The following is a 21693-nucleotide window of genomic DNA, read 5'->3' as shown; positions in this document are numbered from 1 at the left end:
GCCAGCATGGGAAGGGTGGGGGCAAGACACCATCAAAAGAACAAAGGACCACCCATGTCCGCCCCCCGTCTCCGCATCCGCGCCATCGAGCTGTATGAGCGGCCCGTCCGCTTCGTGAAGCCGTTCCGCTTCGGCGCGGTCACGGTGGAGGCCGCTCCGCAGGCCTTCGTCCGCGCCCTGGTCGCTGTCGAGGGCCAGGGCGAAGGCCAGCGCGAGGCCTGGGGGGCGGCGGCCGAGATGATGATGCCGAAATGGTTCGACAAGCGCCCGGACCGCAGCCCGGCCGACACGGTGGACGGCCTGCGCCGCTCGCTGATCGAGGCGCGCGACGCCTATCTGTCCGACAGCCGCCTCGACACCGCCTTCGGCCATCACGCCGCCTTCTCGCCGACGCTGGAGCCGAAGCTGGCCGCCGCCTTCGGCCCGGCGCAGATCGACAAGGCGGTGCTGGACGGGCTGCTGCGGGTGCTGGGGCTGAACGCCTTCCAGGGGCTGGGGGCCAATGCCGCCGGGCTGGACGCGCGGCTGGCGCCCGACCTCGCCGGCTTCGGGCTGGACGGCTTCCTGAACGGGCTTTCGCCGCTGCCGGCGGTCGAGCTGCGCCACACCGTCGGCCTGCTCGACGCCCCAGAAGCATTGCGCGCCCTGCTGGAGCGCTCGGCGCTGCGCTGGTTCAAGATCAAGCTGGGCGGCGATGTCGACGCCGACATCGCCCGGCTGTGCGCGCTGGCCGCCGTGCTGGAGGAGGCCGCGCCCGGCTACCGCGCCACGCTCGACGGCAACGAGCAGTATCGCGACGCCGGCCATGTCGCCGAACTGCTCGACCGGATGGACGCTGCCCCGGAGCTGGCCGGCTTCCGCAGGGCGCTGGCCTATCTGGAGCAGCCGATCGCGCGGGAGGCGGCGCTGGCCCGCCCGCTGGGCGCGGTGGCCGAGCGGGTGCCGGTGATCGTCGACGAATCCGACGACGGCTACGACGCCTTCCCGCGCGCCCGCGCGATGGGCTATCGCGGCGTGTCGTCCAAATCCTGCAAGGGTCTCTACAAGGCGATCCTCAACCGGGCGCGCTGCGCCGCCTGGGGACCGCCGCACTTCATCTCCGCCGAGGATCTGACCTGCCAGGCCGGCCTGTCGGTCCAGCAGGACACCGCGCTGGTGGCTTTCCTCGGCATCCCGCATGCCGAGCGCAACGGCCACCAGTATGGCGGCGGCTTCGCCGGCGAGGCGGAGGGGGCGGCCTTCCTCGACGCCCATCCCGGCTTTTATACCCGCGACCGCGAAGGAACCGTCAGGCTCGCCACCGCCAGCGGCCGGCTGGAGACGGCGCCGCTGTACGGCCCCGGCTTCGCGCATCTGTCCGATCCCGACTGGTCCGCCCTGTCACCCCTTTCAAACCCGACATCAGCGCTTTCCCAAGGAGTCCACCCATGAGCACCAAGCGCCTTGGCCTCATCATGCACGGCGTCACCGGGCGGATGGGCATGAACCAGCACCTGATCCGCTCGATCCTGGCGATCCGCGCCCAGGGCGGCGTCACCCTGTCCGACGGCTCGCGCGTCATGCCCGACCCGATCGTCGTCGGCCGCAATGCCGAGAAGATGCAGGAACTGGCCCGCCGTCACGGCATCGAGCGCTGGAGCGACAATCTCGACGCCGCGCTGGACAACCCGGACGACGTCATCTTCTTCGACGCCGGCACCACCCAGATGCGCCCGACGCTGCTGGAGAAGGCGATCCGCGCCGGCAAGCACGTCTATTGCGAGAAGCCCATCGCCACCAACCTGGACGAGGCGCTGCGCGTCGTCCGGCTGGCCGCCGAGGCCGGAGTGAAGAACGGCACGGTGCAGGACAAGCTGTTCCTGCCCGGCCTGGAGAAGCTGCGCATGCTGCGCGACAGCGGCTTCTTCGGCCGCATGCTGTCGGTGCGCGGCGAGTTCGGCTATTGGGTGTTCGAGGGCGACTGGCAGCCGGCGCAGCGCCCCTCCTGGAACTACCGCGAGGAGGATGGCGGCGGCATCATCCTCGACATGATCTGCCACTGGCGTTATGTGCTCGACAACCTGTTCGGCACGGTGAAGAGCATCTCCTGCCTGGGCGCCACCCACATCCCGGAACGCTGGGACGAGAAGGGCAAGCCCTACAAGGCCACCGCCGACGACGCCGCCTATGCGATGTTCGAGCTTGAGGGCGGGGTGATCGCCACCATCAACTCGTCCTGGTGCACGCGGGTCCATCGCGACGACCTCGTCACCTTCCATGTCGACGGCACCAACGGCTCGGCGGTCGCAGGATTGACCGACTGCGTGATCCAGCCGCGCCAGGGCACCCCGCGCCCGGTGTGGAACCCCGACCAGAAGCAGACCATCGACTTCTACGAGACCTGGCAGCCGGTGCCCGACAACGCCGTCTTCGACAACGGCTTCAAGGTGCAGTGGGAGTCCTTCATCCGCCATGTGGTGGAGGATGCGCCCTACAACCACGGCCTGATCGAGGGCGCCAAGGGCGTCCAGCTGGTGGAATGCGCGATGCAGAGCTGGCGCGAACGCCGCTGGGTCGACGTGGCCCCGCTGGAGGGCTGAGGCGCCGGCTGACGCTGCCCCCTCCCTAACCCTCCCCCGCTTCGCGGGAGAGGGAACTGCCGCCGCTTCGCGATCAAGTCACGTCGACAAGCGTTCTACCCCCTCTCCCACCGAAGGTGGGGGAGGGATGGGGAGGGGGCATCGGCGGCGACGACCTATCCAGGAACCTTGACCCATGCCGACCATCCGCCTCCCGCGCCCCGACCGCAGCATCGAGAGCTACACCCTGGCCCCGCCGCGTGGCTTTCCCGCCCGCACAGACCGGCCGCTGACCCGCATCGCCTTCGCCGCCGCCCACATGGTCGCCGACCCGCTGGCCGACTCCGATCCGTGGCTGGCCCCGGCCATCGACTGGGAGCGCAGCATCGCCTTCCGCGAGCATCTGTGGGACCTCGGCCTCGGGGTCGCCGAGGCGATGGACACGGCGCAGCGCGGCATGGGGCTGGACTGGCCGACCTCGCTGGAGCTGATCCGGCGGTCGCAGTCGGCGGCCAAGGCGCGCGGCGGGGTGATCGCCTGCGGCGCCGGCACCGACCATCTGCCGCCGGAGAACGCCCGCAGCGTCGACGACGTCATCCGCGCCTACGAGGAGCAGATCGAGGCCATCGAGGCGCTCGACGGCCGCATCATCCTGATGGCGTCGCGCGCGCTGGCCCGCGTCGCCAGGGGGCCGGAGGATTACGCCCGCGTCTATGGCCGCATCCTGTCGCAGGTTCGCCGTCCGGTCATCCTGCATTGGCTGGGCGACATGTTCGACCCGGCGCTGGCCGGCTATTGGGGCACCGGCGATGTCGACGCGGCGATGGATACCGCGCTGTCGATCATCGGCGACTTCGCGCCCAAGGTCGACGGCATCAAGATCTCGCTGCTCGACAAGGACAAGGAGATCGTCATGCGCCGCCGTCTTCCCAGCGGCGTGCGGATGTACACCGGCGACGACTTCAACTATGCCGAGCTGATCGCCGGCGACGGGCAGCAGCATTCCGACGCGCTGCTCGGCATCTTCGACGCCATCGCCCCGGCGGCGGCGGCGGCGCTGGCCCATCTGGCCGAGGGCGACGAGGCGGGGTTCCACGACATCCTCGCCCCCACCGTGCCGCTGTCGCGCCACATCTTCAAGGCGCCCACCCGCTTCTACAAGACCGGCGTCGTCTTCATGGCCTACCTGAACGGCCACCAGGACCATTTCACCATGGTCGGCGGGCAGGAGAGCACCCGCTCCACCCTGCATCTGGCCGAGCTGTTCCGGCTGGCCGACAAGGCCGGGCTGCTGTCCGATCCCGACCGGGCGGCGCAGCGGATGGCGGCGGTGCTGGCGGTGCGGGGGATCGCCTGATGAGCGACGTCAAGCCACGGGACTTTTCCGGCGGCCACCGCTGGCTGTCGATCAACACCGCGACCGTCCGCAAGCAGGGCAACCTGCTGGAGATCGCCGAGGCCTGCGCCCGCCGCGGCATCGGCGCCATCGCGCCCTGGCGCGACCAGGTCGCGGCGGTCGGGCTGGATGCCGCGGTGCGGGCGGTGCGCAGCGGCGAACTGGCGCTGTCCGGCTATTGCCGCGGCGGCATGTTCCCGGCCGACCCGTCCAAGGCGGCGGAGGTGCGCGACGACAACCGCCGCGCGGTGGACGAGGCGGCGGCGCTGGGCGCCGTCTGCCTGGTGCTGGTGGTGGGCGGCCTGCCGCACTATTCCCGCCCCGGCTCCGCCGTCAGCAAGGACATCGCGCTGGCACGGTCGCAGGTGGAGGACGGCATCGCAGAGCTGCTGGACTATGCCCGCAAGGCCGGCATGCCGCTGGCCATCGAGCCGCTGCACCCGATGTATGCCGCCGACCGCGCCTGCGTGAACACGATGGCGCATGCGCTCGACCTCTGCGACAGGCTCGACCCGGTACGGTCGGGGGCGCTGGGGGTGGCGGTCGACGTCTACCATGTCTGGTGGGATCCGGATCTGGAGGCGCAGATCCGCCGCGCCGGCAAGGAGAGGCTGCTGGCCTTCCATGTCTGCGACTGGCTGGTGCCGACCGCCGACCTGCTGCTCGACCGCGGCATGATGGGAGACGGCGTCATCGACATCCCGCGCATCCGCGGCTGGGTCGAGGAGGCCGGCTTCGCCGGCTGGTCGGAGGTGGAGATCTTCTCGCAGGCCAACTGGTGGGAACGCCCGATGGGCGAGGTGCTGGACACCTGCATCGAGCGCCACCGCAGCGCGGTGTGAGGACGGCGTCTCCCGATCCCGGGCCGCCGGGGGCGGGAGACGTTGGGTTCAGGCCGCCCGCACCGTCGCGATGAAGGTGCCGACCTCGTGGCGCAGCCGTTCGGCTTCGGCGGCCAGTTCGCGCGAGGTGCCGTGGACGCGGCCGGCGGCGTCGCCGGTCTCGTGCACGGCGGTGCTGACGCCGGCGATGTTGCACGACACCTCCTCGGTGCCCTGGGCCGCCTGGGTGACGCTGTTGGCGATCTCGCGGGTGGCGGCGGCCTGCTCCTCGATGGCGGCGGCGATGGCGGTGGCGATCTCGCTCATCCGGCCGATGGTTTTGCCGATCCCGCCGATGGCCTTCTGGGCGCCGCCGGTGGTCTGCTGGATCTCCTGGACCTTGGCCTGGATCTCGTCGGTGGCCTTGGCGGTCTGGTTGGCCAGCGCCTTGACCTCGCTCGCCACCACGGCGAAGCCCTTGCCGGCCTCGCCCGCCCTGGCCGCCTCGATGGTGGCGTTGAGCGCCAGGAGGTTGGTCTGCGCCGCGATGCCGCTGATCAGCTCCACCACCTGCCCGATCTTGTCGGCGGCGGCGACCAGCTCGCACATGGTGCGGTCGGCACCGTCGGCGTCGGCCACCGCCTGGCTGGCGATGCGGGTGGAGTTCTCCACCTGCTGCCCGATCTCGGCGATGGAGGCCGACAGCTCCTCGGTCGCGGTGGCGACGGTCTGCACGTTGGCCGACGCCTGTTCCGACGCGCTGGCGACCAGCAGCGACCGCTCGCTCGCGTCATGCGCGGTGGCGCTCAGCGCGGTGGCGGCGTCGCGCATGCCGGTGGCGGCGTTGGCGACGGTGTCGACGATGCCCTTCACCGTGCTCTCGAAGGTGTCGGCCATCTCCATCATGGTCTGGCGGCGATGCTCCGCCGCCTGACGCTCGGCCTCCTCATGCGCCTTGCGCAGCCGCTCCATCTCCAGCGCACTGGTCTTGAACACCTGGAGCGAACGGGCCAGCGCGCCGATCTCGTCCCGGCGCAGATCGTCGGTGACGGCGACCGTCAGGTCGCCCTGGGCCAGCCGCCCCATCGCCTGGGTGATGGTGCCGAGCGGCCGGGTGATGGCGCGCGAGATCGCCCAGGCCAGAAGCAGGCCGAGCAGCAGGGCAACCGCCGTCACCGCGGTGCCGCGCATCTCCGCGGCCGTCGCCTCGGCCGCCGCGGTGCGCTCGAGCTGGTCCAGGAAATCGGCGGAATTGGTGCGGATCAGGCCGATCTTGTCGCCGATCTCCCGGCCGGCCTTGCCCAGCGTCTCCTGGTTCAGCGACTTCAGCTCGTCGCTCAGCGTCGCGATCCGCTCGATGCCGGTGCCATAGGCGGGCAGCTTGGCGAGCGCGGCCTCCAGCCTGGTCCTGGCCGGGCCGTCGTCCATCCCGTCGGTCAGCAGGTCGGCCTTGGCGACCACCTCGCCCAGATCCTTGCGGATGCGCAGCAGATCCTCCGACTTGGTTTCCACCACGAAGCGGGCGACCAGCACGCGGACCAGCAGGAACTGTTCGCTGACCTCCGCGGCCCGCAGGGCGCGGTCCGGCTTGCCGGCGGCCTTCTCCGCCTTGACCGTGTCGCTGAGCGTCCGGCGGATGTCGGCACCCAGCGTGTTCACCACCGAGGCGACGATCCCGTCGCGCTCCGTCCGCGCGGCGACGAGGCGCTCGAAGCCGCCGGCGAAGGTCTGCTGCAGGCCGGCGATGTCCTGCGCCGCCTGGAGATCGGCGGCGCTGCTCATCCGACCGATGGCGCTGTCCAGCTTCCGGCGGAGCAGGTCGACGTCCTTGCGGAAGCGGTCGGCCACGGCGGGAGAGCCGCTGGACATGAATTCCTCGGCCGCGCCAAAGGCGTCGGCCATCGCGGTGTCGGCCTCCGCCACCGTCATGGCGACATGCGACTGGGCGGCGTGGCGCCGCATGGCATCCTGGCTCGTCCGCAGGCCGGCCCAGGATACCGCCCCCAACCCGACCAGAAGCGCCAGCGTGACCCCGAATCCGGTATAGACCTTGGTCGCGGTGCGCAGGTTGGCGAATGCGCCGACGCCGGCCGGCTGGTTCTGGATTCTGGTGTTCATGTCTGATGACCCCGACTTCTGGCGAAGGAGCGATCTTTGTTTCGCCCGTCTGTTGGGGAACACGTTACAAGAACGATGCCAAAGGACCGCTAACGGGAAAAGTGTTTTTCTGTCCTACGAAATCGCCGCCTGTTTCGGATAGTCCGGTCGGCGACCTATCGCAATTCGCCAATCCTGCTGAGATTGCTTTGCAAATTGCCATGCCGGGCACATCTCGACTGTCGGGATCCCTGCCTTTAGCCATAGAACTGCCCGCCATTCACCTCGATCACCTGTCCGGTGATGTAGCCGGCCAGCCGGCCCGACGCGAGGAACAGGTAGGCGCCGACACAGTCCCCGGCGGTGCCCAGCCGTTTCAGCGGGATGCGCGCCGCCGTCTGCGAGAGTTTGTCCGGGGTCGAATAGCGCTGGTGGAAGTCGGTGGCGATGGTGCCGGGGGAGACGGCGTTGACGCGGATGCCGTGCGGCGCCAGTTCGGTCGCCAGCGAGCGGGCGAGGCTGGCCTGGAAGGCCTTCGCCGCGCTGTAGAGCGCCGATCCGGCGCTGCCGCCCGTCCGGCCGGAGATCGAGCCGGTGTTGACGATGGCCCCGGCCGAGGCGATCAGCGCCGGCAGCGCCGTCCGGCTGGCCACCACGGCGGAGGCGGCGTTCAGGTCGAACTGGCGTTGCAGGAAACCGTCGTCGATGTCGGCCAGCGCCACCCGGCCCAGCATGGTGCCGGCATTGTTGATCAGCACGTCCAGCCCGCCCAGCCGATCCACCGCGCGTTCCACCACCGCGCGGGTTTCCGCCTTGTCGGCGAAATCGCCGGCCAGCGCCACGATCTCCGGTCCCGCGGCGGTCGCCATCCCGGCCGCCGCGGCCTCCACCGTTGCCGCGTCGCGGCCATGGATGGCGACGCGGGCGCCGAGCTGGACGAAGGCCGCCGCCACCGCGGCGCCGATGCCGCGGCTGCTGCCGGTCACCAGAACCCGCTTGCCCCGGAATTCCTGCGCCAGCAGGTCGGCCGGCCAGGTCGTGCCGTCGGTCGCGGTCATGGTGCGTGTCCCCCCTCGTGCGGATGTTGGCAGATGATCGCGGCATGTTCGAAATCGAAAACACCGCTGATTGTTGGTGTTCCAATCCGATCATAGAGGGCGGCGGTCCGGCCCGTCAACGCACAGCCCATGCGGAGCGTTCGACCCGCCCGGCGACGCGCCCGGGCGATCCCGATTGTTGTTTCCGAACGAATAGTGTTGTCGGAACAACCGGGTTTATCCAACACGGCCTGACGTTTAACTCTTTCTTCACGGCCGGCGCTCCCCGGCGCCGGTCGGGCTGAAACCTCCAGCCCCGCCCCGCGCCCGGTGACGATTCCCCCCGTCACCGGGCGCATCCCCCCGGAGGGGCCGTTTCCAAAAGGACATCGTCATGGTCGCCAACAAGATCGCCACCTTTGCCGCCGCCGCCGTCCTGTCCGTGTCGGCCCTGGCCCTGACCGCCGGTTCGGCCTCCGCCGCGCAGGATGCCGGCTTCGACAGCCTGCTGGCCTCCACCGTCGCCGCCCAGGCCGATGCCTCGGTCGAACGCTCCGACCGCGACGCCGCCCGCATCGCCCTGTTGGCCGCCCGCTCGCTCGCCGCCCAGGGCGACACCCAGGCCGCCACCGCCTATCTGAACTTCGCCCGCGGCAAGCTCGGCCTCGGCTCCACCGCCCGGGGCGCCGCCGTCGGACTGTCGGCCTCGGGTGACGCCGTCGGCCACGACAGCGACATCGCCTCGCACAGCTCCTACCGGTAACCGTCAGGCCGATGATTCGTTCGGCCGGCAACGCGTGCCTGATGTCTGCCTGAACACCCCCATCCCGATGCTGCCGCGGGCGCCTGCCGATTTCCCCGGTCCTTTCCGCAGCCGGCGGCGCCGCGCGGCAAGCAGGAGCTTCCACCCCGCCGGCCTTCGGGCTATGTAGGCGGGATGAACACCGACAGCGACTTCGAAATCTTCATGGTGGCCACCCCCGGCCTGGAATCCGTGCTGTGCGCGGAAGCCCAGGCCCGCGGTTTCACGAACCCGACCCCGGTGAAGGGCGGCGTGACCGTTGCCGGCGGCTGGCCGGAGGTCTGGCGGGCCAATCTGGAGATGCGCGGCGCGACCCGCATCCTGGCCCGCGTGGCCTCCTTCCGTGCCTTCCATCTGGCGCAGCTCGACAAGCGGGCCCGCCGCGTCCCCTGGGCCGACTTCCTGCGCGCCGACGTGCCGGTGCGGGTCGAGGTGTCGTGCAAGGGCTCGCGCATCTACCATGCCGGCGCCGCCGCCCAGCGCATCCAGCGCGCCATCGCCGAGGAGCTGGGCGCCCCGATCATCCGCGAGGCCCCCGAGGCGGGCGAGCCCGGTGTGTCGATCAAGGCCCGCATCGACGACGACCTCTGCACCATCAGCGTCGACAGCTCGGGGGAGTCGCTGCACAAGCGCAACCACAAGGAAGCGGTCCACAAGGCGCCGATGCGCGAGACGCTGGCGTCGCTGTTCCTGCGCCATTGCGGCTATGACGGGCGGGAGCCGGTGCCGGTCGTGGATCCGATGTGCGGCTCCGGCACCTTCCCGATCGAGGCGGCCGAGATCGCCGCCGGCCTGAAGCCCGGCCGTTCGCGCAGCTTCGCCTTCGAGCAGCTCGCCGGCTTCGACCCCGCCGTCTGGCAGGGCCTGCGCGCGGCCGGGACGGTGACGGAGCCTGCGGTCCGCTTCTACGGCAGCGACCGCGATGCCGGCGCCATCGCCATGAGCCGCGCGAATGCCGAGCGGGCCGGCGTGTCGGTCTGGACCGACTTCCGCCAGCATTCCGTCAGCGACCTCGTGGCGCCGGAGGGGCCCCCCGGCCTCGTCATCGTCAACCCGCCCTATGGCGCCCGGCTCGGCACCGACCGCAAGGCGCTGGTGCCGCTCTACCACGCGCTGGGCCAGACCTTGAAGCAGGGCTTCGCCGGCTGGCGCGTCGCCGTCATCACCAACGAACCGTCCCTGGCCCAGGCGACCGAACTGCCCTTCGGCGAGGGTGGCGTGTCGGTGTCGAACGGCGGCCTGCGGGTGACGCTGCATCTGACGGGGGCGCTGGGGTGAGGAGCGTGGCTGCCACCCGTGCAGCCGCCGGTCCCATCGGGCCGTCCATGATCCGATGGCCGCTCATCATCCGGTCGCGGACAGGGTGGCCGCATAGGCGTAAAGCTCAAGGTCATAGCGGTTCCAGGCTGCAATCTTCTGGACCAGGGCGTTGTCCAGGTCGTTGGCCGAACGGCGCCCTGGAGTGACGTTCTCCGCATGCAGCGGAATCCCGGCCATCTCGGGAACAACGGTCCAAAGGCGGGCCAGATCGGTTCCGATCCGTTCCTGCCGGCCCACCCACGCGGCCGTTGCCAGTGCCTGTTTTGCCCGTTCCAACGCCGCATCGAGATCGACCTTGGTGTTCAGGACATGGTCGCCCAGTTGGCGCACCTGCCGGTTGAACATGTTCCGGAACATGATCTGCCGGTCGATCTCGAAGATGGCGTCGACATCGTGGGCCTGGGCGGCAAGAACCTCCGGATCGGATATTCCTGCCAGTTGGCGCGCGTAATAGTACCAGGACAGGCAGCGGTCGATAGGATCACGAAGGATCGTGAGGATCCGGGCCTGTGGAAAATGCAGCCGGACGTCGGCCATGCTGATGTGCCCTGAGACGACGCGATAGGCGGAGAGCCGCGCCCTGTCGCTCTCGGTGACGGTGGAGGCGGCGAAGGCCGGGCTGACGTTGTTTTCGGCGAAGCCATGGCACAGGGCTGTGCGGAAGCTCGTGCCGGCGGTCTTGGGAATGTGGACGAAGATTATCTCGGTCATGGATGAACCTTGCATGCTCCGCGCCGGCTTGCCTTGCGGTGCCCCATCCGAACCAACTGGCTGTCCGCTGCAAGCTGGGTGGCGGCGGGGCAGCCGGACGCGCCAAAACCATATGATGACATAAAATTATCCTGATCCGTACCGTAAATCATGCTACAATTGAATTAAGGTCGATCAGGAATAATAATAATGCCAAGGAGGCGTCTTTGTCTATTGCTGATTTTTCCAGCACTCCCAAGGGAATTGACAATACAATATTTGTCCATTCTAGCTTCAGGGTTTCCAGCACCTGGATCTGGAGCAAATTTCGGAATCTAACGGATACGATTTCGTATTATGAGGTTTTTAACGAGGGACTCGAGAAATTTGATTTAAAAACGGTAAGCGCCATATCGGGGGATATTTGGAAATCAAACCATCCGATTGTTGCCAATTACTTCATAGAATATCTGCCAATCATAAAGGACGGCGGGGGAATCGAAGGATATGAAAAATCCATGTCCGTCGATAGCTTTATCCCTGCCGATGGGTTTTATGGAAGCCTATCGGTTGGCGAGAAAAATTATTTGGAGAGGCTTATCCAGCACGCGCGGGCGAATAGGAAAATCCCTGTCCTGACATGCACGCGCACGTTGGGGCGTATCGAGGCCATAAAGAAGGATTTCCCTGGAAGGAATATTTTCTTGCATAGGAACATTTTTCACCAATGGGCTTCCTTTTCCAGTCAGAAGATTAATGGAAACCCCTATTTCTTTGAAAAAATCGAAGAAATGATAAAAGCATCGAGGCACGATAAATTTATCTGCATGATCGATGACTGGTATTCATCGAGAATACCATCTCCGCATGACGAGAGCTTTTTTGGAATATTCATTCTATTCCATCTTTATCTGTATGCGAACGCTTACGATTCGGCCGATCTGGTGATCGACGCCACAGCGATGGCGAAAGATGCCAATCTCCGGCAGTCGGTCGAAGGATATTTGTCGGAGATGGTCGGCTCCCATGTCGACCTTTCGGACGCTCGGTCGGATTTCGAATTCTCCCTTGTGAATGTGAGGTCGCATCAATTTTTCATCGACACAATCAACCAGTTCACGAAGATCATCGCAGGCTACTGCCGCACCGAGAAGAGCGCTCGATTCATCGAATCGATGAAGAGCGATGCGCTGGAGGAATGGCAGCGTCATGAGTTCTATGCAAGAAAAAGCAGGTCGTTTTACACGGACAGGATACTGGAATGCGAGACGCTCCTGGAGCAGGAGAAGGCCGCGCATGCATCGGTCATGGCCGAGCGGGACCAGCTTGCGGAGCGTCTGGCAACGGCTCCGGCCAATGGCGGAGGGTCCGTCTGCGCCGAATCATGACCTTGCCGGCGATCGATGCCCCCGATAACGGGACGGTCATGACGGGACGGCCGTGCCGCCGGCCATGTGTTCCGGCGGTTTCCTCGAACGCTTGTGGAGGCCGATGCCGCCCAAGGTCGCGGGCATCCGGTTCGGCCCCTGCGGGCGATGGTCTGGATAAGGCGGCCGCGCTGAATGGGCGGCGCTGTCCATCATCGATGACGCAGTCTTGGAACGTGCAGCCTGACCCAACCATGGAAAGGTTGGCGTCCCCAAGGGGAGTCGAACCCCTGTTACCGCCGTGAGAGGGCGGTGTCCTAGGCCTCTAGACGATGGGGACGTCCGGTCCCGATGCTTCAACCGGCGGGGATGGAGGCTTGCCATCCGCGCCTGACCCAACCATGGAAAGGTTGGCGTCCCCAAGGGGATTCGAACCCCTGTTACCGCCGTGAGAGGGCGGTGTCCTAGGCCTCTAGACGATGGGGACGTCATCGGCGTGGGCGGGTTTCTAACGAAGCCCGGACCGCCGATCAAGCCTTTTCTGAGATCCGCCGCAAAATATCCACCAGCCCGTCCACCGCCGCCGCCGGGGTGTCGAAGGCGGTGACGAACCGCGCCGTGCCGTCGTCCCAGCGGTAGAAGCCATAGCCCGCCGCCTCCAGCGCCTCGGCGTAAGCCGTCGGCAGGCGGACGAACAGCTCGTTGGCCTCCACCGGATGGGCCAGCGTCACCCCGGGCAGCGCGGTCAGGCCGTCGGCCAGACGGTCCGCCATGGCGTTGGCATGGGCGGCAAGCCCGAGCCACAGGCCGTCGGCCAGCCAGGCGTCGAGCTGCGCCGACAGGAACCGCATCTTCGACACCAGATGGCCGCCGCGCTTGCGGCCGAAGCCGAAATCCTCGGCCATCGCCGGGTTGAAGAACACCACCGCCTCGGCGGCGAGGCAGCCGCCCTTGGTGCCGCCCAGCGTCAGCACGTCGACCCCGGCCCGCCATGTCACGTCGGCCGGGGCGCAGCCCAGCCGGGCGATGGCGTTGGCGAAGCGGGCGCCGTCCATATGCACCGCCATGCCGTTGGCATGGGCGACCTCGACCAGCGCCTCGACCTCGGCCGGGCTGTAGATTGTGCCGGCCTCGGTCGCCTGGGTCAGGCTGAGGGCGGCGGGCTGGACGCGGTGGACGACGCCGACGCCGGCCCTGGCGATGTGGCGCTGCACCGTGTCGGGGGTCAGCTTGCCATGCTCGCCGGCCAGCGGGACCAGCTTGGCGCCGCCGGTGAAGAATTCCGGCGCGCCGCACTCGTCGATGGTGATGTGCGCGTCCTCGTGGCAGAGCACGGCGCCGAAGGGCGGCACCAGCGCCGACAAGGCCAGCGAATTGGCCGCGGTGCCGGTGGCGACCGGGAAGACCGCCACCTCGGTCGCGAAGATCGCGCCCAGCCGCTCGGTCACCCGCTGCGTCCAGGGATCGTTGCCATAGGGGGCGGCGGTGCCGGACGCGGCCATCGCCAGCGCGGTCATCACCTGGGGAGCGGCGCCGGCGACGTTGTCGCTGCGGAAATCATGCATGGTCGCGGACCTTGTTCCTTAAGGAGCGGGCTTGCCGGGTCTTACTGGGCGGGCTTGCAGGTTCTTATGGGGCGGGCCTGCCAGCGGTGATGGTGGCGGTGACGGCGCCGCTGCGCGGATCCATCAGGTACAGCCGGTCCGGCCCCTGCGGCAGCGTCACCTTGAACAGGACGCGGTTGCCGACCGCCAGCATCTCGCCGATGCGGGCGCCGGCCGGGACGTCCAGCGTCACCTCGACGGTGCGGTCGGCGCCCCGCTCCCCGGTGCGGTCGGCCTCTCCGGAGGAGACGGCGGCGGAGGTGGCGCGGGTGGGGTCCGACATGCGCTTGTACAGCTCGACGCCCAGGAAGGCGAAGCCGGCGACGATCAGAACGCCCATGATGACGACGAGTGCCTTGAGGATCTGCACGGTTTGGGGTCCACTCCCGGACGATTGAAACAGGACGCGACACGCACGCCCGATGGCTGACGATATCCCCGACGAGTTCGACGAACCCGACGACGACGCCGCCGGTTCCGTCCCCGGCCCCGGCCCCGCCGGTCCGCTGACCTACACGGTTCCAGCCCCCGCCGCCGGCCTGCGCCTGGACAAGGCGCTGGCCGCCGGGCTGCCGGACCTGTCGCGGTCGCGCGTGCAGGCCCTGCTGGAACAGGGCTGCGTGCGCGGCGACGGGCGGACGATAACGGACGCGTCCCTGAGGGTCAAACCCGGCCAGACCTTCGTCTTGCAGGTGCCGGAGGCGGAGGCGGCCGAACCGCAGCCCCAGGACATCCCTTTGACGGTGGTGTACGAGGATGCCGACGTGCTGGTGATCGACAAGCCGGCCGGGCTGGTGGTGCATCCGGCCGCCGGCAATGCCGACGGCACGCTGGTCAACGCCCTGCTGGCCCATTGCGGCGACAGCCTGTCCGGCATCGGCGGGGTCAGGCGGCCCGGCATCGTCCACCGGCTGGACAAGGACACCAGCGGCCTGATGGTGGTGGCCAAGCACGACCGCGCCCACCACGGCCTGACCGAGCAGTTCGCCGACCGCACCCTCAGCCGCACCTATCTGGCGCTGGTCTGGGGCGTGCCCAACCCGAGGCAGGGCCGGATCGAGGGCAACATCGGCCGCAGCTCCGCCGACCGCAAGAAGATGGCGGTGGTGACCGGCGGCGGCAAGCCGGCCGCCACCCGCTACCGGGTGGTCAAGAGCTTCGGCATGGCGGCGTCGCTGGTCGAATGCGTGCTGGAGACCGGGCGCACCCACCAGATCCGCGTCCACCTGACCCACATCGGCCATCCGCTGGTCGGCGACCCGCTCTATGGCCGCGGCCGGTCGGGACGGCCGGGCGGAAAATTCGCCTCGCTGCTGCCCGAGCCGGCGCGCACCAGCCTCGCCGGGTTCCCGCGCCAGGCGCTGCATGCCGCGGCGCTGACCTTCCGCCATCCGGTTAATGGCGAGATCGTGGCGTTCCGATCCTCAATTCCGGCCGATATTCATGAACTAATTGTCACCTTGGAGACGGTTTAAAACGGTACACCGGGAAATTTTTCTTGGGTAGACTTCGCGTCAATGGTGAGGTTCCACCCCCGCCCATTCAGGGCGGCCTATGGAACCCGCGTCGAAGAATGGCCGTATGCATGCGATTCCTTCGCAGTGCATAGTGGCCGTCGAAGAGGGGGTTTTGAGCCATGGCGACGGCGTCCAGCGTTCCTGCGATCGGGTCCGAAAGCAACCTGTCCCGCTATCTCCAGGAAATCCGCAAGTTCCCGATGCTGGAGCCGCAGCGGGAATACATGCTTGCCAAGCGCTGGCAGGAGCATGAGGATTCCGGCGCCGCCCACCAGCTCGTGACCAGCCATCTGCGGCTGGTCGCCAAGATCGCCATGGGCTACCGCGGCTACGGCCTGCCTTTGTCGGAGCTGATCTCCGAGGGCAATGTCGGCATGATGCAGGCGGTCAAGCGATTCGACCCCGACCGCGGCTTCCGGCTGGCGACCTACGCCATGTGGTGGATCCGCGCCGCCATCCAGGAATACATCCTGCACAGCTGGTCGCTGGTGAAGATGGGCACCACGGCCGCCCAGAAGAAGCTGTTCTTCAACCTGCGCCGGCTGAAGGGCCAGATGCAGGCGATCGAGGAGGGCGACCTGTCGCCCGAGCAGGTCCACGCCATCGCCACCAAGCTCGACGTGCCGGAACAGGACGTCGTCAACATGAACCGGCGCCTCGCCAGCCCCGACCATTCGCTGAACGCGCCGCTGCGCGCCGAAAGCGAGGGCGAATGGCAGGATTTCCTGGTCGACGAGACCGCCAGCCAGGAAATCTCGCTGGCCGACCGCGAGGAGCTGGGCAAGCGGCGCGAGCTGCTGGCCGGCGCGATGACCGCGCTGAACGACCGCGAGCGCGACATCCTGACCGAGCGCCGCCTGCGCGAGGTGCCGACGACGCTGGAGGATCTGTCGCAGAAATACGGCATCAGCCGCGAGCGTGTCCGCCAGATCGAGGTCCGCGCCTTCGAGAAGCTGCAGAAGGCGATCCGGGCCGCCGCGGTGGAGCGCAAGATGGAGACGGAAGCGTAAGGCGGGGCCTGCAAGGCAGGACCGGGCCGCCCGCTTCGTCGGGGCAGGGGCATCGCCGATGCGCGATCGTCCCGCCCATCGGCATCACGAGAATTTCAAGACCAAGAAAATGCAGGGCAATCAGGTCACGCTCGCGGGAGTCGACTCCCGCGACCTGCCGGACTTCAAGACGGAGATGGAGGCGGCCTTCGCGGTCGCCGTCATCGAGGAGTTCGGCTCCCTTCCGGACGGTTCGATCCCGTCCGGCAGCGATCTCGACGACTCCATCACCGCGCCGGGCACCATGCTCCTGCACATCCTCTGCGACGGCCGCAGGGTCGGCGGCGCCGTCGTCGTGATCGACGAGGCCACCAACCGCAACGCGCTGGACCTCTTCTTCCTGTCCCCGCGGGAGCATGGCCGCGGCCTGGGCTTCGAGGCCTGGACGGCGATCGAGCGGATGTTTCCCAGGACCGTCGTCTGGCAGACGCACACGCCCTATTTCGAGAAACGGAACATCCATTTCTACGTGAACAAGTGCGGTTTCAAGATCGTCGAGTTCTTCAGCGCCCGTCATCCCGACCCGCATTCGCCCGGCCCGTCCGGCCTGCCCGGCGGCGGCGAGATGTTCCGGTTCGAAAAGATCATGTGAGACCGCGCCCGCGCCTTTACAGACATCTCCTGTCCGGACATAGTTGTATGGTGCAACCATGTCCGGAGCCGCCATGCCGGTGCCTGCCCGATCCACATCCAATGCCGCCTTCGCGGCCGGGGATGCCGTCCTGCCGATCCGCGACGCGTCGCGCCGGATCGTGCGCGAACTCGGCTTCATGAAGGCGACCCTGGCCGGAACCGAGCTGCCGGCGTCGGCGGTGCATGCGCTGATCGAGATCGGCGGGCGGGACGGGCTGACCGCGACAGAATTGTGCGAGCGGTTGAACCTGGAGAAATCCAGCGTCAGCCGGATGCTGCGCAAGCTGGTCGGCGCCGGGGAGCTGGCGGAGGGCAGCAGCGAGACCGACGGGCGGGCGAAACGGCTCACCCTGACCGCGCAGGGGCGGCGGACGCTCACCGCCATCGATGCCTTCGCCCATGATCAGGTCGGCAGCGCCCTGGCCTGCCTGCCCGCCGCCGATCATGCCGTGGTGGTGGAGGGGCTGCGGCTGTATGCCGGCGCCCTGCAGGCCCGCCGGGCCGCGGAGGATGGCGGGCAGGCGGCAAGCGCTCTCACGGCCTTGCGCATCGAACTGGGCCATCGGCCCGGACTGATCGGCCGGGCGGTGGAGATGCATGCGCGCTTCTACGCCCGCGCCCATGGCTTCGGCGCCGCCTTCGAAAGCAAGGTCGCGGCCGGGCTGGCGGAGTTCGTGCCGCGGCTCGACCGTCCCGGCAACGCCGTCTGGACGGCGCTGGACGGCGACCGCATCGTCGGCACCCTCGCCATCGACGGCGAGGATCTGTCCGGCGACGCGCCCGCGCCCGGCATCGCCCATCTGCGCTGGTTCATCGTCGAGGACGGGCGGCGCGGCGGCGGCCTCGGCCGGCGGCTGCTCGACGAGGCGATGGCGTTCGTCGACCGCAGCGGCTTCGGCGAAACCCGGCTGTGGACCTTCCGCGGGCTGGATGCCGCCCGGCGTCTCTATGAAGCGGCCGGCTTCGCCCTGGCCGACGAGCGGCCGGGCAGCCAATGGGGGACCGAAGTGATCGAGCAGTGTTTCGTCCGGCCCCGCCGCTGCTGACGGCGCCTCGCCGCTACAGCGTCATGCCCCTATGGCGTCATGCCTTCACATAGACCCAGGCGTCCGCCCCGGAGGCGAGGCGGGCGGGGACGCGCCGGTACTCCGCCACCTCGTAGGAATCGGCGGCGGCCAGCTCTGCGGCGGCCAGCTCTGCGGCGGCGATCTCGAACAGGGTGCCGGCGACCATGTCGGCCGGGTCGCCGCTGGCGCTGACCACGGGATGGAAGCGGCGGCCGAAGGAGGAGAGCTGGACATTCTCCTGCTTGGGAGCCGGCGGTTCGATCCGCAGTTCGCGGCAGCGGCCCATGAGGAGAGAGGCCAAGTGATCGGCATCCGTGCGCACCTTCGCCCCCGATCGCACAGCCAAACCTCGAGCGCCTCGGTGTCGGCGACGGTCGGCTCCCGATACCCGAGCCGGGTGCGGATTTCGGCACGGTGCCGCTTCCAGGTCCGGTCCGTCGCCGGATGCCACAGGTCGCGGAGGACTTCGATGCCAAGTTGCTGGGCCACATGCTCCGCCGTCGTGGCATCGATGTCCGTCGGTCTTCTGGGAAACCGGCCGTGGGCTCGGTGGAACAGTAGCAACGCGGCAAAGGCAAGGCGGTTGGCCCGGCTTTTCTCTCGAACGAGGGCCCGATCGGCCGCAGTCAGCAGCCAGAGCTCCGCGCCGGTGCCGTCATCGACGCTCACGTCCTGGATCTCCGAAGCTGCGGCCAGTGCAGAAATCAAGATGTCCGATGCATCATTCCGGCAGAAATACCAAACCGAGCAGCCGGTTGGGGTTGAGGTGGTCGCGCGTGGCCAAGTCCCGCACCGATTGCTGGCCCGTGGCCGGGATGCCGTACGCTTCGAACCGCCGCAACAGCACCTCCGGCGGCGTCTGAGTCATCGCTGCCAGGGCCGACAGGGGAGCCGTCATTATTGCCTGCTGCACGGGCTTTAGCAGGCGTGGCCCGGTGATAGTCCCCCACGTGAAGAACGACGCGACCAGGATCAGGCTAAAGGTGGCGACAGACGCCTGTCCGAACGGAGAGCGGAAGTGGTTTTTGAACGGCTTCACGTTGGCGACGACGTGTCCGACTGCTCCGGCGAGGAACAGCCAGGAACACCACTGGTGAACCACTGTCGTCAGCCCTCCCTCGATGTGGAAGAACATCAGCACGCCGGTGGCTGCCATCAGGAAGAATGCGCCGATCGTGAGGGGCGTCGCCCAGGTGCGTACGGTGAACCGCTGCGCCATAGCTCAGGCCTCCCTACCCACACCGACCTGACGCAGATAGCCTTCGAGGTCGCCGGTATGTTCCGCCGAGACGATCGCGCCGATGTACCCGTCCGGTCGCACCAGAACCCAATTCCCTTGCTTGAGGCCGTATGTGTCGCGGAAATGACCGTGCGTGTCGGTTAGATCGCCACGGGGGCCGGTGGCGTGGATGCGCAACCCCTGTCGAGGCGCTTGCGCGGTGCGGTCTGCCTCGTAGCCGATCAGCGTCCAGTGCGGGCCTTTCAGGAGTTCGAACAGTCGCACCGGCTGCCCGCCAGCCCCCGTGAGTGGTGCATCCGGCGCACGGTCGCCAGCGAGGACACCGCCGCGTCGCTCAGGGGCTTCGCAGGCCAGCGAGGAGGTTGGATAGGCCAGATCGAGCTGCTGCACCTCGCGGCCCCGGCGCATGTCCCCACGCTTGGCCGCTTCGAGCAGCCCCGTGGATAGCCCCAGCATTGCCGCGGCGATCGGCCGACGCTCCTCCTCATAGGTGTCGAGCAGTGCATCGGGCGCGCCCGCCAGCACCGCTGCCAGCTTCCAGCCGAGATTGTAAGCATCCTGCACGCTGGTGTTCAGGCCTTGTCCGCCGGTTGGGGGATGGATGTGCGCGGCATCCCCGACCAAGAACACCCGCCCTGTGCGGTAGGTGTCCGCCAGCCGCGCGTTCATGACGTAGTCGGAGGCCCAGGACACATGGTGCACCACGATGTCGAACCCCGCCGGCGCGCGGGCCGTGACGAAGGTCTGCAAGCCCGTCACGGATAGATCCGGATTGCCTTCAGCGGGGATCGGGGCTTGCAACTGGAACAGGTCGGTCTTGGCCAGCGGGCAGAGGGCCATCTGGCGGGCCATGTCGCCGTCGTTGAAGCGATGCCAGATCGCTCGGTCGAGACCTGACAGGGTAAGATCGGCCACCACGGCCCGTACGCCCAACGTCTTGCCGGGGAACCCGGTGCCAAGCGCGTGGCGCACGAAGCTGCGACCGCCATCGGCGCCAACGAGATAGCGGGCTCGGATGATCTGCTCGCCGCCGTCTCCAACAACGCTGGCTGTAATGCCCTCGGCGTCCTGGGTGAATGCCTTCAGCTCGCAGCCGTATTCCGGGTGGCGGCCCAGCTCGGCCAGACGCTCGCGCATCACCTGCTCGGTCCGGCCCTGCATCGCCATCAACGGAACACGGTACGGCTCGTCCGACGAGGCCACCGCGTCGGCGAACATCGCCTTGTCCGCGTGCGTGCCGTCCGGCCGGTATTCACGCTGGGTCGGGTAGCGCCCGCCGACCGCCGCGATGCGATCGACAATGCCGAAGTCTTCGAACACTTCAAGCGTGCGGGGCTGGATGCCCTTGCCGCGCGAGCCGCCGAACGGAGTCCCCGCCTTGTCGATCAGACGGAAGCTGACGCCCCGCCTGGCAAGGTCGATGGCCAGCGCGAGACCGGCGGCGCCAGCCCCGCAGACGACCACGTCGGCGGTGAATGTGTTTGTCATGGCGGCCTCATTGCGTGTAATATGCATATAAAATCAGAAGGGTGGGCCGGTGTCAACGAACAATGTGCAAAATGCACTCATAGGCGCGCAGATCCGCATGCTGCACGCCGCGTTGCTCGACATCTTGGCGGTGATGAACCGCCCGCAGCGCGACGAGGCGATGGTGCGCGCGGCGGGCATCCCGCTCGACCGCGCGCTGTTTCCTCTGCTGGTCGGCATCGAGCGGTTCGGACCGATCGGCGTGGTGGACCTCGCTGACCGGATCGGACGCGACTACACGACGGTCAGCCGACAAGTTGCTAAGCTCGATGACCTTGGCCTCGTGCGGCGTCAGGCAGGCGCTAGGGATGCGCGTGTCCGCGAAGCCGTGGTGACACCCGAGGGCAAAGCCATGACGGAGGCGGTCGATGCCGCTCGCGAACGGCTGGGGCGTGCGATCTTCGCGGATTGGGATCCGCTCGACGTGGCCGAGTTGGTCCGGCTGATGAACAAGTTCGCCGAAAGCCTTAACGCCGCGCCGGAATAAGCTCGGCTCGGTCGCCTTTCCATACCGCTTTCCAAATGGCCCCTGGTGACACGACTGTTGGGTCTACCCCGAGAAGGGAAGGACGGTGTCGTCAGCCATCGGCGGTCCCTCCTGCCGCCGCACCGACCCGCAGCAGGTTGCCGTCCGGATCGATATGGGCGAACTCACGCAGTCCATAGGGGGTGTCGGCGACCGCGGTCAGGCGGCCGCCGGTTCCGGCGGCCTGCCACGCGGCATGCAGCGCGTCGGCGTCGCTGACATAGAGGTAGCAGGCCACGGCCGAGTTTGCCGGATCCAGATCGGGAACCCGCGCCAGATGGAGGCTGACGTCGCCCCAGGCGAGGAAGCCGTAGACGGGATCCGCGTCGTCGCCGTAGGCGGTCACCTCGAAGCCGAGCCGCCGGTAATGGTCGAGCGCCGCGCGCACGTCGCGGACCGGCAGAATCGGTGCTATGCGCTCGAACCGGACGGTCATCCTGCC

General features: G+C 68.0%; 21 protein-coding genes, 2 tRNA genes and 1 pseudogene. 12 read left to right on the top strand and 12 right to left on the bottom strand.

Going from position 1 to position 21693, the window contains the following annotated elements:
* The first annotated feature begins 54 nt into the window (after window positions 1-54).
* The 4 genes from ABMY26_RS31700 to ABMY26_RS31685 all read left to right on the top strand — a co-directional run bounded on the left by ABMY26_RS31700 (window position 55) and on the right by ABMY26_RS31685 (window position 4796).
* Entirely contained in the window at window positions 55-1431 is a 1377-nt protein-coding gene (locus ABMY26_RS31700) for a hypothetical protein (protein ID WP_372400175.1), read from the top strand.
* Window positions 1428-2579, top strand: a complete 1152-nt coding sequence (locus tag ABMY26_RS31695) for a Gfo/Idh/MocA family protein (RefSeq protein ID WP_372400174.1) — start codon at window positions 1428-1430, stop codon at window positions 2577-2579. Before ABMY26_RS31700 ends, ABMY26_RS31695 begins: the two co-directional genes overlap by 4 nt.
* 175 nt (window positions 2580-2754) lie before the next feature.
* Complete coding sequence (locus tag ABMY26_RS31690) at window positions 2755-3915, top strand: dihydrodipicolinate synthase family protein (RefSeq protein WP_372400173.1); 1161 nt, start codon at window positions 2755-2757, stop codon at window positions 3913-3915.
* Complete coding sequence (locus ABMY26_RS31685) at window positions 3915-4796, top strand: sugar phosphate isomerase/epimerase family protein (RefSeq protein WP_372400172.1); 882 nt, start codon at window positions 3915-3917, stop codon at window positions 4794-4796. The genes ABMY26_RS31690 and ABMY26_RS31685 overlap by 1 nt, the downstream gene beginning before the upstream one ends.
* Window positions 4797-4844: 48 nt before the next feature.
* Here the strand turns inward: ABMY26_RS31685 and ABMY26_RS31680 are convergent, their stop codons facing one another.
* Window positions 4845-6893 carry a methyl-accepting chemotaxis protein gene (locus tag ABMY26_RS31680; protein WP_372400171.1) on the bottom strand — a complete coding sequence of 683 codons (2049 nt, stop codon included), beginning with the start codon at window positions 6891-6893 and terminating at the stop codon, window positions 4845-4847.
* A gap of 236 nt (window positions 6894-7129) precedes the next feature.
* Complete coding sequence (locus ABMY26_RS31675; protein ID WP_372400170.1) at window positions 7130-7930, bottom strand: SDR family NAD(P)-dependent oxidoreductase; 801 nt, start codon at window positions 7928-7930, stop codon at window positions 7130-7132.
* Between the two features lie 373 nt (window positions 7931-8303).
* On the opposite strand from ABMY26_RS31675, the gene ABMY26_RS31670 reads away from it, so the two are divergent.
* Entirely contained in the window at window positions 8304-8672 is a 369-nt protein-coding gene (locus ABMY26_RS31670) for a hypothetical protein (RefSeq protein WP_372400169.1), read from the top strand.
* 174 nt (window positions 8673-8846) lie between these two features.
* Window positions 8847-9989: a class I SAM-dependent RNA methyltransferase gene (locus ABMY26_RS31665; protein WP_372400168.1), complete on the top strand. Its 1143-nt coding sequence runs from the start codon at window positions 8847-8849 to the stop codon at window positions 9987-9989.
* Window positions 9990-10055: 66 nt separating this feature from the next.
* Here the strand turns inward: ABMY26_RS31665 and ABMY26_RS31660 are convergent, their stop codons facing one another.
* Complete coding sequence (locus ABMY26_RS31660) at window positions 10056-10742, bottom strand: sulfotransferase family 2 domain-containing protein (RefSeq protein ID WP_372400167.1); 687 nt, start codon at window positions 10740-10742, stop codon at window positions 10056-10058.
* A gap of 206 nt (window positions 10743-10948) precedes the next feature.
* Between ABMY26_RS31660 and ABMY26_RS31655 the strand changes: the two genes are divergently transcribed.
* The gene (locus tag ABMY26_RS31655; RefSeq protein WP_372400166.1) at window positions 10949-12109 is read left to right on the top strand and encodes a hypothetical protein; all 1161 of its coding nucleotides are present in this window, start codon (window positions 10949-10951) and stop codon (window positions 12107-12109) included.
* Window positions 12110-12352: 243 nt separating this feature from the next.
* Here the strand turns inward: ABMY26_RS31655 and ABMY26_RS31650 are convergent.
* From ABMY26_RS31650 to ABMY26_RS31635, 4 genes are all read right to left on the bottom strand, one after another.
* Window positions 12353-12428: transfer RNA gene (locus ABMY26_RS31650), tRNA-Glu, on the bottom strand.
* A gap of 71 nt (window positions 12429-12499) precedes the next feature.
* Window positions 12500-12575, bottom strand: a tRNA-Glu gene (locus ABMY26_RS31645).
* 43 nt (window positions 12576-12618) lie between these two features.
* A complete protein-coding gene (locus tag ABMY26_RS31640; protein WP_372400165.1) occupies window positions 12619-13653 on the bottom strand; it encodes a low specificity L-threonine aldolase in 1035 nt (344 codons plus the stop codon).
* Between the two features lie 64 nt (window positions 13654-13717).
* On the bottom strand, window positions 13718-14062 hold the full coding sequence (locus ABMY26_RS31635; RefSeq protein ID WP_372400164.1) for a hypothetical protein: 345 nt from the start codon (window positions 14060-14062) through the stop codon (window positions 13718-13720).
* 52 nt (window positions 14063-14114) lie between these two features.
* Between ABMY26_RS31635 and ABMY26_RS31630 the strand changes: the two genes are divergently transcribed.
* The 4 genes from ABMY26_RS31630 (at window position 14115) to ABMY26_RS31615 (ending at window position 17937) form a co-directional block, all read left to right on the top strand.
* Window positions 14115-15167: an RluA family pseudouridine synthase gene (locus ABMY26_RS31630; RefSeq protein ID WP_372400163.1), complete on the top strand. Its 1053-nt coding sequence runs from the start codon at window positions 14115-14117 to the stop codon at window positions 15165-15167.
* A 161-nt stretch (window positions 15168-15328) separates the two neighbouring features.
* Window positions 15329-16219: an RNA polymerase sigma factor RpoH gene (gene rpoH, locus ABMY26_RS31625; protein WP_372400162.1), complete on the top strand. Its 891-nt coding sequence runs from the start codon at window positions 15329-15331 to the stop codon at window positions 16217-16219.
* A gap of 58 nt (window positions 16220-16277) precedes the next feature.
* A complete protein-coding gene (locus ABMY26_RS31620) occupies window positions 16278-16850 on the top strand; it encodes a GNAT family N-acetyltransferase (protein ID WP_372400161.1) in 573 nt (190 codons plus the stop codon).
* Between the two features lie 58 nt (window positions 16851-16908).
* Complete coding sequence (locus tag ABMY26_RS31615; protein WP_372400160.1) at window positions 16909-17937, top strand: MarR family winged helix-turn-helix transcriptional regulator; 1029 nt, start codon at window positions 16909-16911, stop codon at window positions 17935-17937.
* A 37-nt stretch (window positions 17938-17974) separates the two neighbouring features.
* On the opposite strand, the gene ABMY26_RS31610 is transcribed toward ABMY26_RS31615, so the two are convergent.
* The 4 genes and pseudogenes from ABMY26_RS31610 to ABMY26_RS31595 form a co-directional block, all read right to left on the bottom strand.
* Window positions 17975-18259: a hypothetical protein gene (locus ABMY26_RS31610; protein WP_372400523.1), complete on the bottom strand. Its 285-nt coding sequence runs from the start codon at window positions 18257-18259 to the stop codon at window positions 17975-17977.
* 38 nt (window positions 18260-18297) lie between these two features.
* Window positions 18298-18627 (bottom strand): annotated as a pseudogene (locus ABMY26_RS31605) (DUF4158 domain-containing protein); the annotation flags it as partial.
* Between the two features lie 52 nt (window positions 18628-18679).
* Window positions 18680-19177 (bottom strand): hypothetical protein, encoded by a 498-nt coding sequence (locus ABMY26_RS31600; protein WP_372400159.1) that lies wholly within the window; start codon window positions 19175-19177, stop codon window positions 18680-18682.
* A gap of 3 nt (window positions 19178-19180) precedes the next feature.
* On the bottom strand, window positions 19181-20686 hold the full coding sequence (locus ABMY26_RS31595; RefSeq protein ID WP_372400158.1) for an FAD-dependent oxidoreductase: 1506 nt from the start codon (window positions 20684-20686) through the stop codon (window positions 19181-19183).
* A 49-nt stretch (window positions 20687-20735) separates the two neighbouring features.
* Between ABMY26_RS31595 and ABMY26_RS31590 the strand changes: the two genes are divergently transcribed.
* Entirely contained in the window at window positions 20736-21212 is a 477-nt protein-coding gene (locus ABMY26_RS31590; RefSeq protein ID WP_082109122.1) for a MarR family winged helix-turn-helix transcriptional regulator, read from the top strand.
* 91 nt (window positions 21213-21303) lie between these two features.
* On the opposite strand, the gene ABMY26_RS31585 is transcribed toward ABMY26_RS31590, so the two are convergent.
* On the bottom strand, window positions 21304-21687 hold the full coding sequence (locus tag ABMY26_RS31585) for a bleomycin resistance protein (RefSeq protein ID WP_372400157.1): 384 nt from the start codon (window positions 21685-21687) through the stop codon (window positions 21304-21306).
* Window positions 21688-21693 lie beyond the last annotated feature (6 nt).

This window comes from Azospirillum sp. HJ39, from assembly GCF_041507355.1.
Lineage (GTDB): Bacteria > Pseudomonadota > Alphaproteobacteria > Azospirillales > Azospirillaceae > Azospirillum > Azospirillum thiophilum.
The sequence above is the reverse complement of the archived record's forward strand: the minus strand, read 5'-3'. Positions and strand labels throughout refer to the sequence as shown.

What these genes read in the sequence shown, in the direction of transcription:
- ABMY26_RS31700 (WP_372400175.1), top strand. Translation starts at nt 55, where the DNA reads ATGTCCGCCCCCCGTCTCCGCATCCGCGCCATCGAGCTGTATGAGCGG.
- ABMY26_RS31695 (WP_372400174.1), top strand. Translation starts at nt 1,428, where the DNA reads ATGAGCACCAAGCGCCTTGGCCTCATCATGCACGGCGTCACCGGGCGG.
- ABMY26_RS31690 (WP_372400173.1), top strand. Translation starts at nt 2,755, where the DNA reads ATGCCGACCATCCGCCTCCCGCGCCCCGACCGCAGCATCGAGAGCTAC.
- ABMY26_RS31685 (WP_372400172.1), top strand. Translation starts at nt 3,915, where the DNA reads ATGAGCGACGTCAAGCCACGGGACTTTTCCGGCGGCCACCGCTGGCTG.
- ABMY26_RS31680 (WP_372400171.1), bottom strand. Translation starts at nt 6,893, where the DNA reads ATGAACACCAGAATCCAGAACCAGCCGGCCGGCGTCGGCGCATTCGCC.
- ABMY26_RS31675 (WP_372400170.1), bottom strand. Translation starts at nt 7,930, where the DNA reads ATGACCGCGACCGACGGCACGACCTGGCCGGCCGACCTGCTGGCGCAG.
- ABMY26_RS31670 (WP_372400169.1), top strand. Translation starts at nt 8,304, where the DNA reads ATGGTCGCCAACAAGATCGCCACCTTTGCCGCCGCCGCCGTCCTGTCC.
- ABMY26_RS31665 (WP_372400168.1), top strand. Translation starts at nt 8,847, where the DNA reads ATGAACACCGACAGCGACTTCGAAATCTTCATGGTGGCCACCCCCGGC.
- ABMY26_RS31660 (WP_372400167.1), bottom strand. Translation starts at nt 10,742, where the DNA reads ATGACCGAGATAATCTTCGTCCACATTCCCAAGACCGCCGGCACGAGC.
- ABMY26_RS31640 (WP_372400165.1), bottom strand. Translation starts at nt 13,653, where the DNA reads ATGCATGATTTCCGCAGCGACAACGTCGCCGGCGCCGCTCCCCAGGTG.
- ABMY26_RS31630 (WP_372400163.1), top strand. Translation starts at nt 14,115, where the DNA reads ATGGCTGACGATATCCCCGACGAGTTCGACGAACCCGACGACGACGCC.
- rpoH (WP_372400162.1), top strand. Translation starts at nt 15,329, where the DNA reads ATGGCGACGGCGTCCAGCGTTCCTGCGATCGGGTCCGAAAGCAACCTG.
- ABMY26_RS31620 (WP_372400161.1), top strand. Translation starts at nt 16,278, where the DNA reads ATGCGCGATCGTCCCGCCCATCGGCATCACGAGAATTTCAAGACCAAG.
- ABMY26_RS31615 (WP_372400160.1), top strand. Translation starts at nt 16,909, where the DNA reads ATGTCCGGAGCCGCCATGCCGGTGCCTGCCCGATCCACATCCAATGCC.
- ABMY26_RS31600 (WP_372400159.1), bottom strand. Translation starts at nt 19,177, where the DNA reads ATGGCGCAGCGGTTCACCGTACGCACCTGGGCGACGCCCCTCACGATC.
- ABMY26_RS31595 (WP_372400158.1), bottom strand. Translation starts at nt 20,686, where the DNA reads ATGACAAACACATTCACCGCCGACGTGGTCGTCTGCGGGGCTGGCGCC.
- ABMY26_RS31585 (WP_372400157.1), bottom strand. Translation starts at nt 21,687, where the DNA reads ATGACCGTCCGGTTCGAGCGCATAGCACCGATTCTGCCGGTCCGCGAC.